This window comes from Amycolatopsis sp. NPDC005961, from assembly GCF_040629235.1.
Classification (GTDB): Bacteria; Actinomycetota; Actinomycetes; order Mycobacteriales; family Pseudonocardiaceae; genus Amycolatopsis; species Amycolatopsis camponoti.
On the sequence record NZ_JBEXVF010000025.1, the window covers coordinates 11,107 to 24,774 of the forward strand.

Sequence of the window (13,668 nt, forward strand, 5' to 3'; positions counted from 1 at the left end):
GTCAGTGCGTCAAGGCCCGCCGGGTCAGGACCCGGGCCAGGTGACGGCGATACTCGGCCGTCGCGTGGGGTTCGTCCGGCGGGGATGTCCCCTCCGCCGCCAGAGCCGCGGCCTCGGCGACGGACGCTCCGGACGCCAGCGCCGCTTCGGTCGCCGTTGCCCGCAGCGGGACTCCGCCCATGTTCACCAGCCCGACGCGGCCGCCCGCCACGGCCACGCCCACCATCGCCCAGTCGATCGCGCGGCGGGTGAACTTCTCGAAGCCCCAGTCCTGGCCGGTCTGGGCCGGCAGGCGGACCTCCGTCAGCAGCTCGTCCGGCTCCAGCGGCGTCGTGAACGGGCCGAGGAAGAACTCCGCCGCCGGGATCCGCCGCTCCCCCGCCGGGCCGCGGGCGACCAGCACCGCGTCCGACGCCAGCACCGCCGCGGGCAGGTCCGCCGCGGAGTCCGCGTGGACCAGCGAACCGCCGATCGTGCCGCGGTGGCGGACCTGCCGGTCGCCGACCTCGCCGGACACGTGCGCCAGCAGCGGCGCGTGCTCCCGCAGCACCGGGTCGCGCGCGAGGTCGCCGTACCGGGACAACGCGCCGATCACGACGTCGTCGCCGTCGAGGCGGACGAAACGCAGCTCGTCGACCGGTCCGATGTCGATCAGGTACTCCGGTGCCGCCAGCCGGAGCTTCATCAGCGGCAGCAGGGAATGCCCGCCGGCGAGGACCTTCGCCTCGTCGCCCAGTGCCGCGAGCCGGGCCACCGCTTCGTCTACTGTGGACACGCGCTCGTAGCGGAACTCGGCGGGGATCACCGGTCCACCTCCTGTCCCGACGCGTCGATCACGGCGCTCACGATGTTGTGGTACCCGGTGCAGCGGCAGAGGTTCCCCTCGAGCCCGGCCCGCACCTCGTCGCGGGTCGGCTTCGGGTTGTCGGCCAGCAGCGACACCGACGCCATGAGCATCCCGGGCGTGCAGAACCCGCACTGGAGGCCGTGCTGCTCGCGGAACGCCCGCTGCACGGGGTGCAGCGAACCGTCCGGTTCGGACAGTCCCTCGACGGTCGTGACGGCGTGGCCGTCGGCCTGCGCGGCCAGCACCGTGCAGGACTTGACCGACTCGCCGTCGAGCAGCACCGTGCAGGCACCGCAGGACGTCGTGTCGCACCCGATGTTCGTGCCGGTCAGCCCGGCGGTGTCGCGCAGGAAGTGCACCAGCAACGTCCGGTCCGGCACCTCCTCGGCCACCGGCTGCCCGTTGACCTCGATCGAAACCTTCACCGCGCGTTTCCCTTCCGAGCTTCTTCGAGTGCGGCCCAGACCCGGATCGGGGTCGTGGGCATGTCCAGGTGCTTGACGCCGCGCTCGGCCAGCGCGTCCACCACGGCGTTGTGCACCGCGGGCGTCGAGCCGATCGTCGCCGCTTCGCCGATCCCCTTGACGCCCAGCAGGTTCCGGTCGGTCGGGGTGGCCATGTCGACCAGCTCGAAGTCCGGCAGCTCGGCGGCGGTGACGAACGAGTAGTCCGCCAGCGTCGCGGTCGTCGGGTTGCCGTCATCGTCGTAGGTGACGACTTCCATCAGCGCCTGCGCCGCGCCCTGGCCCAGCCCGCCGTGCCGCTGACCGCGGAAGGTCAGCGGGTTGACGATCGGGCCGGCGTCGTCGACGGCGATGATCCGGCGCAGCTCGACCTTGCCCGTCTCGGTGTCGACCTCGACCACGGCCAGGTGCGCGCCGAACGGGAAGGTCGGCTTGCCGCCGCCGAACCAGACGTCGGCGGTGAGCTTGCCGCCGGACGCCGTCTCGGCGACCTGCGCCCAGCTGAGCACGGTGCTCGACGGCGCGCCGCGGACCTGCCAGACGCCGCGTTCGGCGTCCAGCTCGAGGTCCTCCGGTGCGGCTTCGAGCAGGTCGGCGGCCAGTGCGCGGGCCTGCGCGATCACCTCGTCGGCGGCCTGCCGGATCGCCGAGCCGCCCAGCTGCAGCGACCGGGAGCCGAACGTGCCGACGGCCTTGGGCACCTCGTCGGTGTCGCCGTGGCGGACGGTGATCTTGTCCAGCGGCACGCCGAGCTGGTCGGCCAGCAGCATCGCCAGCGACGTCCCGATGCCCTGCCCGTGCGGTGAGCTGCCCGTCCAGGCGACCACCGAGCCGTCCGGGAAGAGGTCGACGCGGCCGCTCTCCCCGCCGGCGTCGCCGCCGGTGATCTCGACGTAGGCGGCGATGCCGAGGCCGAGCTCGATCGGGTCGCCGGCTTCCCGGCGCCGCTTCTGCTCGGCGCGGAGCTCGGCGTACCCGCCGGCTTCGAGGGCCTTGTCCAGCGCCGCCGCGTACTCGCCCGTGTCGTAGGACGCGCCCGTCGGCGTCGTGTAGGGGAACTCTTCCGGCCGGATGAAGTTGACCCGCCGGACCTCGGCCGGGTCGACCTCGATCTCGGCGGCGAAGCGGTCCATCGCCCGTTCGAGCGCGGCCGTCGCCTCCGGGCGGCCCGCGCCGCGGTAGGCCGCGATCGGCGTCGTGTTCGTGACGACGGCGCGGCTGCGCGTCTCCACCTTCGGGAACCGGTACACGCCGACGGCCATGAGCTCGGTCAGCGTGGGCAGGAACAGCGTCCGCGGGTACGCGCCGGCGTCCTGGATGACGTCGAGGCGGTACGCGAGGACGGTGCCGTCGCGCTTCCCGCCGATGGTCACGGTGTTCTGCTGCGCGCGGCCGTGCGTCATCGACGTGAGGTTCTCGCTGCGCGACTCGATCCAGCGGACCGGCCGGCCGATCTCCTTGGCCGCCCAGCCGAGAACGGTCGCCTCGGGGTCCGCGCCGATCTTCGCGCCGAACCCGCCGCCGACGTCCGGGGCGATGACCCGCACGTTCTCCTCGCCGACGCCGAGGCTCATGGCCACCTGCGTGCGGGCGATCTGGGCGTTCTGCGTGGAAAGCCAGACCGTCAGCCTGCCGTCCTCGCCCCACGCGCACGACGCGCCCCGGACTTCCAGCGGCGCGGGTGCGACACGCTGGTTGACGATCGTCTGCGAGACGACGACCTCGCAGTCCGCGAAGATCCCGTCGTCGAACTCCTTCGCGCCGTTGACCTGCACGACGTTGCTGCCCGTCTCGGGGTACAGCAGCGTCTCGTCCGCCAGGGCCGCGTCGATGCTCGCGACGGCGCCGAGGGGGTCGTAGTCGATGTCGACCAGCTCGGCCGCGTCGGCCAGCTGGTAGCGCTCCTCGGTGAGGACGAGCGCGACGGGCTCGCCGACGTAGCGCACCACCCCGTCGGCCAGCCACGGTTCCTTCACCGGCCCCGCGGCGTGCGGGTCGAGGCCGAGGTCGGCGGCGGTGAACACCCCGAGCACCCCCGGCGCCGCCTTCGCCTCGCTGACATCGATGCTTTCGATCCGCGCGTGCGCCACCGGACTGCGCACGAACACCGCGTGCGCGGCGCCGGAAAGCGCTTCCTCCCGCAGATCGTCCACGTAGGTGCCGCCCGCGGTGATCAGGTTCTGATCCTCCTGGCGGACCACCCGGGTCCCGACAATGCTCATCTGGTCTCCTGCTCGCCGATACCCCGCCGATCATGCCCTGTTTTCAGGAGAACGCCAGCACCGCCGCGAGTCCCAGGCCGGCGATGCCGATCCCGATGCGCAACGGCGTGGCGGGCAGGTGGCGCACGAGCGTCGAGCCCAGCCACGCGCCGCCGAGCGAGCCGAGGCAGACGGCGAGGGCGGCCGTCCAGACCACCTTGCCGGTGACGGCGAAGACGATCGCGGCGAGCAGGTTCGCCGAGCCGGTGACCAGGTTCTTCGCGGCGTTCGTCCGGGCCAGCGGCTGCGTCCAGACGGAGACGAGCAGGGCCAGCATCAAGACGCCCGCGGCGGCGCCGAAGTAGCCGCCGTAGATGCCGATGAAGAACGCGGCGACGCCGGTGGCCGGGCGCAGGCCGTGGTGCTCGGCGCCTTCGGCCAGCCGGCGCAGCCGCGGCCCGGCCATCAGGACGATCGAGGCGGCGCCGATCAGCCACGGGACGATCGCGGTGAAGGCGTCGGACGGGGTCAGGAGGAGCACCAGCCCGCCGCACGCGCCGCCGACGGTGGTGATGACGCAGAGCGGGACGAGCTTCTGCCCCTGACCGGCCAGTTCGGGACGCGCCCCGGCGGCGCCCCCGGCGGTGGTGCCGAGCATGGCGACGGTGTTGGTGATGTTGGCGGTGACGGGTGGCAGCCCCGCGGCGAGGAGGGCGGGGTAGGAGACCAGCGAGGCCAGCCCGGCGATCGACCCGGTCAGGCCGGCGCCGACGCCGGCCAGGACGAGCAGGAGGAAGACGCCGGGGCCGGTGATCACGTTGTCATCTCAACACGGCGGGGGCGGCCGGCCGCGGTGAGATTGCTCCCACCCGAGGGCTGCGGTATAGGTCGTTATACGAATTACCCAGGCCTTGTCCGAAACCGGACGGGATCCGGCGACGGGCTTGCCCCGCGGCGACAGGCCGTCACAGAATCCGCGCTGACAAGGTTGTCAGCGAGCGGAGACCGGACCATGGGCGAGTTGAACCGGCGGAAGGCCCTCGTGGGCGCGAGTGGCGTCGCGGCCCTCCTGGCCTCGGGACTGCTGCCGGGGGTCGCGGCGGCCACGGGCGCGGCGAGCGGGCAGGCACCCGGCGGACCGCCCGATCCGGTGGCCGCCACCTACCTGCGCGTGCTGCTCCGGCACACCCGCTGGGCCGAGCAGCAGTTCGACGCCGCGGCCGGGATCTACCCCGCGAAGGACTTCACCTTCGCCGTCGTGCTCGGCAACGCCCTCCTGCTCACCCGCCCCGGCTACGACGAGACCACGGCCGGCGTCAGCCAGGCGACCCTCAAGGCCCACACCCTCGCCACCATCGAGCACTTCGCCGCGTCGAACCTGCTCACCGGCGGCACCGAATGGGGCCGGAAACTGTTCTTCGACACCACTTTCCAGTCGTACTTCCTGCTCGCCGCCCGTCTCCTGTGGACGGACCTCGACGACGCCACGAAACGGAACGTCGAGCGCATCACCACCGAACAGGCCGCCTACACGACCGCCCTCGGCACCGGGAACGACCCGGCGTCCGGCGACTGGACACCCAACGGCCTGAAGGGCGGCTACGTCGGCGACACCAAGCTCGAAGAGATGGGGGTCTACGCCCAGTCGCTCGCCCCCGCGCTCGCGTGGGCGCCGGGCGACCCGCGTGCGAAGGACTGGCGCGAAGCCTTCGGTGCGTGGAGCCGCAACGAGACCGGGCTGCCGGCCGCCGACCTCGCCAACCCGCGGCTCGTCGACGGCCACCCGATCAGCGCGAACACCGCCACCAACCTCTACGACACCTTCCTCGTCGAGAACCACGGCTCGTTCGGCCCGCACTACCAGGAAGAGCTGTGGCGCACCTCCGGCCGGAACGCGATGCACTTCCTCGCGGCCGGAGCCCCGCTGCCCGAAGTCCTCACCGCCCAGCCGAACGGCGAGCTCCTCTGGCGCTCCATGCTGCTGATGACCAGCGACGCCGGCGAGCCGCTGATGCCGATGGTCGCCGACCGCGAGCACCTCTACGGCCGCGACGTCATCCCGCTCGCCTTCCGCGCCCAGGTGCTCGGCGACCGCCATGCCGCCCGCGCCGAGGCCGACCTCGCCGCGCGGCTCGAGCCCTACCAGGCCTACGCGCCCGCCGACCGGATCACGAAGTTCTCCGGCGAACCGAAGTACGAGCCCGAGGCCCGCGCCGAACTGGCCATCAGCTACCTGCTGCACGAATGGCGCGCGCGGCAAGGCCCGGTGACCCCCGTGAGCACCACGGAGTTCGACGCCCACGCCGCCGGGGTCGCCGACTTCGGCGCCGCGCCCGGCTTGCTGGCCCACCGCTCCCCCACCGCCTGGGCCGCGACGGTGACCAAGCCCGGCTTCGTCAAATTCGCCTGGCAGCCGCACCACGACGACTGGCTGTTCGTGCTCGGCGGCGCCAACCCGATGCTGCTCCCGGCCACGAACATCGCGGTCAAAGAACGCCACGCCACTACCTACGAGAAGGTCCGCGACGGCTTCGACGGCACCGTAGGCGTCCTGCGCTTCGACGCCGGGTACGCCGCGCTCGCCACTCTCCCCACCGGGGCCGCGGTGTATGCCAGCACCGGGGTCGCCGAGAGCGAAGGTGTCCTGAACGTCTACAACCTCGCCATGCCGGGCGTCCCCGGTCTCGACGGCGACCGCACCTACACCGCCGCCGAAGGCAAGGTCACGCTCCAGGCCACGGCCGCGCCCACCGGCGCCCGGACCGACGATCTGATGTTCACCCCGGTCACCGCCCGGCACGTCCGGATGCTCGGCGTCCAGCCGGACCCGACGTACGGCTATTCGCTCTGGGCCTTCGAGGTCCGCGACGGCGACGGCCCGGACCTCGCGCGAGCCGGAACCGCGTCGGCGTCCTCGGCAGCCTCCGGCAAGGAAGCCAAGTACGCGAACGACGGGAACGCGGCCACCCGCTGGGCAGTGTCCACATCGGACCGTCCACGCGCCGACAGCTGGCTCGCGGTCGACCTCGGCGCGCCTCAGACCCTCGACCGCGTGCGACTGAGCTGGGAAGCCGCCGCCGGGCGCAAGTACCGCATCGAAACCTCGCAAGACGGCGTGACCTGGACGACGGTCGCGACCTACCCGGTGCCCGCGTTGCGCAGCACTAAGGGCTGGCTGGACATCGACGGCCGGGCCGGGATCGTGACCGGCGGCCCGAACCCGCTCACGGTCACCGGCGACCGCGTCACCCTCTCCGACGGGCCGGCCGTGCCCCTGCTCGCCGAGCTGTACCCGAACACCGAGGACCTCGCGAAGCTCGCCGCCCGCCCCAAGGCCACCACCACGGCGGACACGGTCCGCGCGAGCGTCACCGACGGTTTCCTCGTGCTGGTCAACCTTTCCGGCACCGCGGCGACCGGCACGGCGACCCTCCCGCAGGACGGCGGCACCTACCGGCTCTACCGCGGCGAGCAGACCGTCACCCGGACCGGCACCGAAGTCTCCTACGCGCTGGCCGCGGCGGAAGGCCGCATCGAGCCCCCGCGGTTCACCGTGCGGGGACCGGTTGGCTTGAAGGCGGTCGTGCGCGACGCGAGCCGGGTCGACCTGACGGCGCCGCCGGGGTTCCTCCCGGTCGTCGTCACCGTGACGCCGGACGGCGGCCGGCCGCGGCCGGTCGTCCTGCCGCCGCGCCGGGCGGTGCCGGTCGTGTTCGGCGACGTCCGGCCGTACCCGCTGGCCGACCTCGCGCCCGGGCGGACCACCTTCCCCGCCGAGCCCCTGCCGCCCGGGATGTCGAGCCCGGCGGCGGCCGTCGACGACGACCCGGCGACGGCGTGGCGGCCCGGCCCGGACGGCCGGCTGGTCGTCGATCTCGGGGCGGTGACGGCGGTTTCCGCCGTCGAACTGGCCTGGACACCCGGACGCCGGCCGAAGGCGAGCGTCGAAACCAGCGTCGACGGCGTCACCTACCGGACGGCGAGCTCCGGCCCGGCCCGGTACGTGGCGGTCCGGACGGGCTGGCGAAGCGGCGATGCGAGCCTCACGCGGCTTTCCGTCCGGACTTGATCGATCTCGCAGCGCCCGCGGCGGGCCCCGGGGCGAGTACCTTGGCACCACAGGTCTCGCCGGCCCGGGAGGACGGATGCGCGTCACGATCGCCGAGGTCGCCCGCCGCGCGCGGGTGAGCAAGACGACCGTGTCGAGGGTGCTCAACAACAAAGCCGATGTGGACGCGGCGACCGCGATCCGCGTGCGCGAGGTGATCGCGGCGACCGGGTACATCCCGAGCGCCGGCGCGGTCGGGCTCGCCCGCGGCGTGACCCGCACGGTCGGGATGCTGGTGCCGGGCCTGACGTGGCCGTGGATGGGCGAGGTGCTGCAGGGCGTCGCCGACGTCGTGGAGGCCAAGGGCTACGGCCTGCTGCTGTCCACGGCCAACCGCGGCGCGGACTCCCTCGGCGAGTTCTCCCGGCAGGTGTCGGCGAAGGCGTTCGACGGGCTGCTGCTCGTCGAACCGCCGGATGCCGTGCGGCACCTGCGCGTGCTGCACGACTCCGGGCTGCCGGTCGTGGTGATCGACGACCGCGGCCGCCGTCCCGCGTTCCCGTCGGTGGGCACGGACAACCGGCAGGGCGGCGCGTCCGCGGCCCGGCACCTGCTCGCTACCGGGCGCACGCGGCTCGCGACCGTCACCGGCCCGCGCGACTTCGGCTGCACGAGCGACCGGCTCAACGGCTTCCGCGACGTGATCCGCGAAGCCGGCCTGGCGCTGGACCCGAACCTGATCATCGAAGGCGACTTCACCAGCGAAAGCGGCGAGGCGGCGATCCTCCAGCTCCTGGCCACCGGCCCGGAGTTCGACGCCGTCTTCGCGCACAACGACCTCACCGCGGCCGGTGTGCTGGCCGGGCTGCGGAAGGCCGGGCGTGCGGTGCCGGCGGACGTCGCCGTGGTCGGGTTCGACGACATCCCCCTGGCCGCGCACACCCAGCCCCCGCTGACCACCGTCCGCCAGCCGCTGCGGCAGATGGGCGAGACGGCGGCCCGGCAGCTGCTCGCCCAGCTGGGTGGGGCACCCCAGCCGGACGAGCCGCTGATCGTCCCGACCTCCCTGGTGATCCGGGAGTCGACCCGGGAGGCTCAGGAGACGGTCAGCGCCGCCGAGAGCGGGACGTTGCGCGAGGAGTCACCGAGGTAGACCCGGTACTGGCCCGCGTTCGTCGTCCACGAACCACTCCAGTGCGCGAGGTCCCTCGGAGTCAGCGGGAACGACACCTGCTGGCTCTGTCCGGGGTTGAGCTGCACCTTCTTGAATCCCTTCAGTTGTTTGGGCGGTTCACCGTTCCCGGTGGGTTGTCCGACGTAGAGCTGGACGACGTCGGCGCCCGCGCGGGAGCCGGTGTTGGTCACCGTCGCCGTCACGGTCGCGGTGCCGTTCGTCCCCTGCGGCGACACGACCAGGTTCGAGAACCCGAACGTCGTGTACGACAGGCCGAAGCCGAACGGGAACAGCGGCTCGATGTTCCGGCTGTCGTACCACCGGTACCCGACGTTCAGGCCCTCCGAGTACTCGATCCGGTCGTTGGCGCCCGGGAACTGCTGGACGTTCGCCGTCGGCAGGTCGGCGAGCTGCTTCGGGAAGCTGACCGGCAGCTTGCCCGACGGGTTGACGTCGCCGTAGAGCAGCGACGCGAGCGCGTTGCCGTTCTCCTGGCCCGGGTACCAGCCTTCGACGACCGCGGCGGCCTTCGCCAGCCACGGCATCGTCACCGCCGAGCCGGTGTTGAGGACGACGATCGTGCGCGGGTTGGCCGTCGCGACTGCGTCGATCAGGTCGTTCTGCTGGTTCTGCAGGTCGATCGTGTCGAGGTCCTGCGTCTCGGACTCGCCGTAGCTGGCGAACACGATCGCGACGTCCGCGGCCTTCGCGGCGGCGACCGCGCCCGGGATGTTCGGCGTCTGCACGTGCTCACCGGCGCCGTCCACATAGGACACCATGACGCCGGACCCGGCCCGTGCCTTGATGCCGTTGATCGGGTTGACCGACGCCGGGGACGGGTTGACCTTGGCGCTGCCGCCACCGATGTTCTGCGGGTCGATCCCGTCGCCGCCGGACAGCGCGATCGACTTCGTCGACGCGGTCAAAGGCAGGACGCCGGTGTTCTTCAGCAGCACCGACCCCGCCGCCGCGACGTCCCGGGCGGTCGTCACGTTCGCCGCGGTGGTCACCACGGAAGCAGGCGTACCCCGCCGGGCCCGGTCGAAGACGCCGAACCGGAACATCTGCGTCAGCACCCGCCGGACCATGTCGTCGACGCGGGCCTGCGTGACCTCACCGCGCGAGACGGCGTCGAGCAGGCCCTGGCCGAAGAACGCGCCGCCGGGCATCTCCATGTCGAGCCCGCCGTTGGCCAGCTGCCGCGGGCCGCCGGTCGCCGAGCCCCAGTCGGAGCCGACGAAGCCGCCCCAGCCGGCGTCCTGCTTGATCGCGGTGGTGAGCACGCCGCTGTTCTGGCACGCCGGGACGCCGTTGATCTGGTTGTAGGCGCACATCATCGACGCGACCTGGCCCTGGCTCGCCACCTGCTGGAACGCCGGCAGGTACAGCTCGTGCAGGGTGCGGTCGTCGATGATCACGTTGTCCGACGGCGTCCCGCGCGACGCCCCGGCCTCGACGTTGTACGCCGCCGCGTGCTTGGCCTGCGCCATGACGCCCTGGCTCTGGATGCCCTGGATCGTCGCCGTCCCGGCCGCCCCGGCGAGGTACGGGTCCTCGGCGTAGGTCTCGAAGTTGCGGCCCCACCGGGGGTCGCGGACCAGGTTGATCGTCGGGCCGAGGGCGATGTCGACGCCCTTGCCCGCGAACTCGGCGCCCATCGCGCTGCCGTACCGGTTCATCAGGCCGGTGTCCCAGGTCGCCGCGGCCGAAACCGGCGCCGGGAACTGGGTGACGCCGTCGAGGCCGTCGCCGACCCCGGCCGGGCCGTCCTGCAGGCCGAGGGCCGGGATGCACAGCTCGGGCACGGCGTCGGTGTTGCCGATGTACGGCCCGGTCGCACCGTTGCCGTGCAGCACCTTGATCTTCTGCTGCGCGGTCATGGCCGCCATGAGCTGGGTGACGCGGTCGGCGACCGGGGCCGTCGAGCCGACCCACGGGCAGCCCGTCGGTGGTGGCGTCGTGCCGTCGGTCGTGTGCACCGCGAACTCCCACAGCGAGACACCCCATTGCGTGGCCCGCACGGTCGCGGTCATCCGCACGTAGCGAGCCGTGCCGGACACCGCGGGGTGTTCGGTGCCGCCGGTACCGGCCACGGTCGCCGCCGTGGTCCATGAGGTCCCGTCGGTGGACAGCTGGATCGTGTACGCGCTCGCGTAGGCCGCCTCCCAGGTCAGGTCGACGCCGCAGACCGGCCGCGAGCCGCCGAGGTCGACCTGGATCCACTGCGGGTCCGCGGCCAGGCTCGACCACCGGGTGCCGCCGTCCCCGTCGACGGCCGCTGACGCCGGGAAGGCGTCCGACTGCACGCTCGACGCCGTCGCCGGTTGCCGCAGTGCCGCGTCGGCGCTGCCGCACGCCTGCGCCGAACCGTCGCCGAAGACCTGGAACTCCCAGAGCGAGACGCCCCACTGGGTGGCGCGGTGGGTGGTGGTCAGCCGGACGTAGCGGCCGCTCCCGGACACCGGCAGCGTCTGGGTGCCGCCGGTGCCGGTCGTGGTCGAGTACACAGTGGACCACTGGCCGCCATCGGCCGAGGCCTGGATCGTGAACGCCGTGGCGTACGCCGCCTCCCACTGGAGGACGACCTGGCTGAGGCTGTGCGACGAACCGAGGTCGACCTGCAGCGTCTGCGGGTCGGCGGCCAGGCTGGACCAGCGCGTGCCCGGGTCGCCGTCGACGGCCGCGCTCGCGGGGAAAGCGGCGTTTTCGGTGGAGGAGGCGATCACGGCGTGCCCTTGGGAGAGCAGGGCCGGGGCCGCCTGGGCGGTGAGCGGCGGGACCGCGAGCAGTCCCACCGCCACCGCCGCACCGAGGGCGAACCGCCTCACTGGTACACCCGCACGTAGTCGATCACCATGTCCTGCGGCAGGACGGTCCCCGCTCCCGGCGGACCGGGGAAGTCGCCGCCGATGGCGTTGTTGAGGATCAGGAAGAACGGGTGGTCGTAGACCCACGGCCCGCGCGTGCTCTCGACGGTGTCGCGGTTGATCGTCTCGAACGCGTTGCCGTCGACGTAGAAGGTCATGTGCGACGCGTCCCAGTCGAGGCCGAACTTGTGGAACCCGGCGGAGACGTCCTGGCCGAGGTCGAGGGGCGCGCCGATGCCGCCGGCGCCGTTGTACGCGGGCGCGTGGATGGTCGAGTAGGCCAGGTTCGGCGACTTCCCGACGTGCTCCATGATGTCGATCTCGCCGCAGTTGGGCCACGGCGTACCGCTGAAGAAGTTCGCGCCCAGCAACCAGAACGCGGGCCAGAGACCCTGCGAACCGGACACCTTGATGTTCGCCTCGACGTGCCCGTAGGTGAAGCTGAACTTGCCCGCGGTGTTGATCCGGCCGGACGTGTACTGGCAGGTGCCGCTGCCGCTGATCGGGTCGACCGGGCAGGCGCTGCCCGGGGTGGCTTCGCGGCGGACCTGGATGACGAGATTGCCCCGGCCGTCCTGCTTGGCGTTGTTGTTGTTCGTGTAGTACTCGAGTTCGTTGTTGACGCCGGGGCCGGTCTCGGCGGTCCACTTGCTCGCGTCCGGGCCCGCACCCGCGGCGCCGTTGAACTCGTCGCTCCAGACCAGCGTGCCCGGGAAGTGCGGGGCCGGCGGCGCGGGCGGCGGGGTGGTCGGGTTGCCGCCGGTGCCGTAGACGTCGAAGCCCCACAGCGAGTAGCCGTAGCCGTTCGACCGGGCGGTGCCGTACATCCGGACGTAGCGGCCGCTGCCGTTGACGGTCAGCGTCTCCTTGAAGCCCTTGCCGGTCGTGGTCGAGTAGAGCGTCGTCCAGTTCGCGTTGTCGTTCGAGATCTGGAGCTGGTAGGCGACGGCGTAGGCCGGGTCCCACTGCAGGACGACCTGGTGCACGGCCGCGGTGGCGCCGAGGTCGACGGTGATCCAGCCCGGGTCGACCCAGCCGGTGGTCGCGCTCGTCGCCCAGCGCGTGGCCGGGTCGTGGTCGAACGCCTTCGCCGGGAGGCAGCCCGGGCACGCGCCGTCGTCCTGGTACGAGGAGGCCGTGCCGGACTTGCCGTAGGACAGCAGGGCGTCGCCGGGCTGGGTCGTCCCGCCCCCGCCGTAGACCTGGAACTCCCAGAGCGAGTAGCCGTACTGCGTGGCGCGCTGGGTGCCGGTCAGCCGGACGTACCGGCCGCTGCCGGTGACGTTCAGCGTCTGGGTGCCGCCGGTCGCGGTGGTGGTCGAGTAGAGCGACGTCCAGGTGGCGCCGTCGGTGGACGCCTGGATCGTGAAGGCCTTGGCGTAGGCGGCTTCCCAGTTCAGCACGACCTGGGACAGCTGCTGGGTGGAGCCGAGGTCGACCTGCAGCGTCTGCGGGTCGCCGAACGCGCTGGACCAGCGGGTACCGGGGTCGCCGTCAACGGCGGCGGACGCGGGGAACGCGGCGGACTCGGTCGAGGACGCCGTCACCGGACGGCCTTGGGAGAGCAGGACGGGCGCGGCCTGGGCCACCGGCGCGGTGAGCAGGGCGGCGAGGGTCAGGGCGAGGACGGCGAGAACCCGGGTTCTCGGCATGCGGCGTTGCATGGGGCACCTCCACGGCGAACCGGCGCCGGGACGGCCTTGCCCCGGCGCGGATCGGCTCACGTGGTCCTCGGCGCGGGTGTGGGTCCCGCCCTCGGCACGCTCTTAGTTCAGGATATAAATAAAGAGCCGTAAAATGTCAACGCCGCTGCGCCGGACGGTCGCGGACCACCCCGCACACTGGTCCGGGAGAACGAATCCCCGCCGGATCCTTGACTCCGCCGAACCCCGCGCTGTTAACTGCGAACCGCCGTCGGAACCGGTTCCGTGACCGCCACCCGGGACCGTTCCGCCGCGACACGCACCCCTTCGGGATGACCGGTTCGCGCCGTCGCACCCGCCTCGCACCGCTCCTCCGGCTCACGGCGCCGGGCGGATGAGGCGGCCGCGGACCCGCCGCACCACC

8 protein-coding genes are annotated in these 13,668 nt (G+C 72.5%); 2 read left to right on the forward strand and 6 right to left on the reverse strand.

The window, feature by feature from the left end; all coding sequences use genetic code 11:
- Nucleotide 1 precedes the first annotated feature (1 nt).
- Genes ABZ342_RS22955 through ABZ342_RS22970 form a run of 4 tightly spaced genes read right to left on the reverse strand, consistent with a single transcriptional unit; the run spans nt 2 to nt 4,329 of the window.
- Nucleotides 2-805, reverse strand: a complete 804-nt coding sequence (locus ABZ342_RS22955) for a xanthine dehydrogenase family protein subunit M (RefSeq protein WP_360476349.1) — start codon at nt 803-805, stop codon at nt 2-4.
- Nucleotides 802-1,272: a (2Fe-2S)-binding protein gene (locus tag ABZ342_RS22960; protein WP_360476352.1), complete on the reverse strand. Its 471-nt coding sequence runs from the start codon at nt 1,270-1,272 to the stop codon at nt 802-804. The genes ABZ342_RS22955 and ABZ342_RS22960 overlap by 4 nt, the downstream gene beginning before the upstream one ends.
- Nucleotides 1,269-3,533, reverse strand: a complete 2,265-nt coding sequence (locus tag ABZ342_RS22965) for a xanthine dehydrogenase family protein molybdopterin-binding subunit (RefSeq protein WP_360476355.1) — start codon at nt 3,531-3,533, stop codon at nt 1,269-1,271. Before ABZ342_RS22965 ends, ABZ342_RS22960 begins: the two co-directional genes overlap by 4 nt.
- Before the next feature lie 43 nt (nt 3,534-3,576).
- Nucleotides 3,577-4,329, reverse strand: a complete 753-nt coding sequence (locus tag ABZ342_RS22970) for a sulfite exporter TauE/SafE family protein (RefSeq protein WP_360476358.1) — start codon at nt 4,327-4,329, stop codon at nt 3,577-3,579.
- A gap of 195 nt (nt 4,330-4,524) precedes the next feature.
- On the opposite strand from ABZ342_RS22970, the gene ABZ342_RS22975 reads away from it, so the two are divergent.
- Together ABZ342_RS22975 and ABZ342_RS22980 are read left to right on the forward strand one after the other, a co-directional pair.
- Nucleotides 4,525-7,581, forward strand: coding sequence for a discoidin domain-containing protein (locus ABZ342_RS22975; RefSeq protein WP_360476361.1), 3,057 nt, complete (start codon nt 4,525-4,527; stop codon nt 7,579-7,581).
- Between the two features lie 76 nt (nt 7,582-7,657).
- On the forward strand, nt 7,658-8,713 hold the full coding sequence (locus ABZ342_RS22980; RefSeq protein ID WP_155549665.1) for a LacI family DNA-binding transcriptional regulator: 1,056 nt from the start codon (nt 7,658-7,660) through the stop codon (nt 8,711-8,713).
- Here the strand turns inward: ABZ342_RS22980 and ABZ342_RS22985 are convergent.
- Nucleotides 8,656-11,562: a glycoside hydrolase family 3 C-terminal domain-containing protein gene (locus tag ABZ342_RS22985; RefSeq protein ID WP_360476364.1), complete on the reverse strand. Its 2,907-nt coding sequence runs from the start codon at nt 11,560-11,562 to the stop codon at nt 8,656-8,658. The genes ABZ342_RS22980 and ABZ342_RS22985 overlap by 58 nt on opposite strands.
- Entirely contained in the window at nt 11,559-13,253 is a 1,695-nt protein-coding gene (locus tag ABZ342_RS22990) for a discoidin domain-containing protein (RefSeq protein WP_360476367.1), read from the reverse strand. Before ABZ342_RS22990 ends, ABZ342_RS22985 begins: the two co-directional genes overlap by 4 nt.
- Between the last annotated feature and the right edge of the window lie 415 nt (nt 13,254-13,668).

Excerpts from the sequence above, each read along its gene's own strand:
- ABZ342_RS22965 (WP_360476355.1), bottom strand. The coding sequence starts at position 3,533 with ATGAGCATTGTCGGGACCCGGGTGGTCCGCCAGGAGGATCAGAACCTG.
- ABZ342_RS22975 (WP_360476361.1), top strand. The coding sequence starts at position 4,525 with ATGGGCGAGTTGAACCGGCGGAAGGCCCTCGTGGGCGCGAGTGGCGTC.
- ABZ342_RS22980 (WP_155549665.1), top strand. The coding sequence starts at position 7,658 with ATGCGCGTCACGATCGCCGAGGTCGCCCGCCGCGCGCGGGTGAGCAAG.
- ABZ342_RS22990 (WP_360476367.1), bottom strand. The coding sequence starts at position 13,253 with ATGCCGAGAACCCGGGTTCTCGCCGTCCTCGCCCTGACCCTCGCCGCC.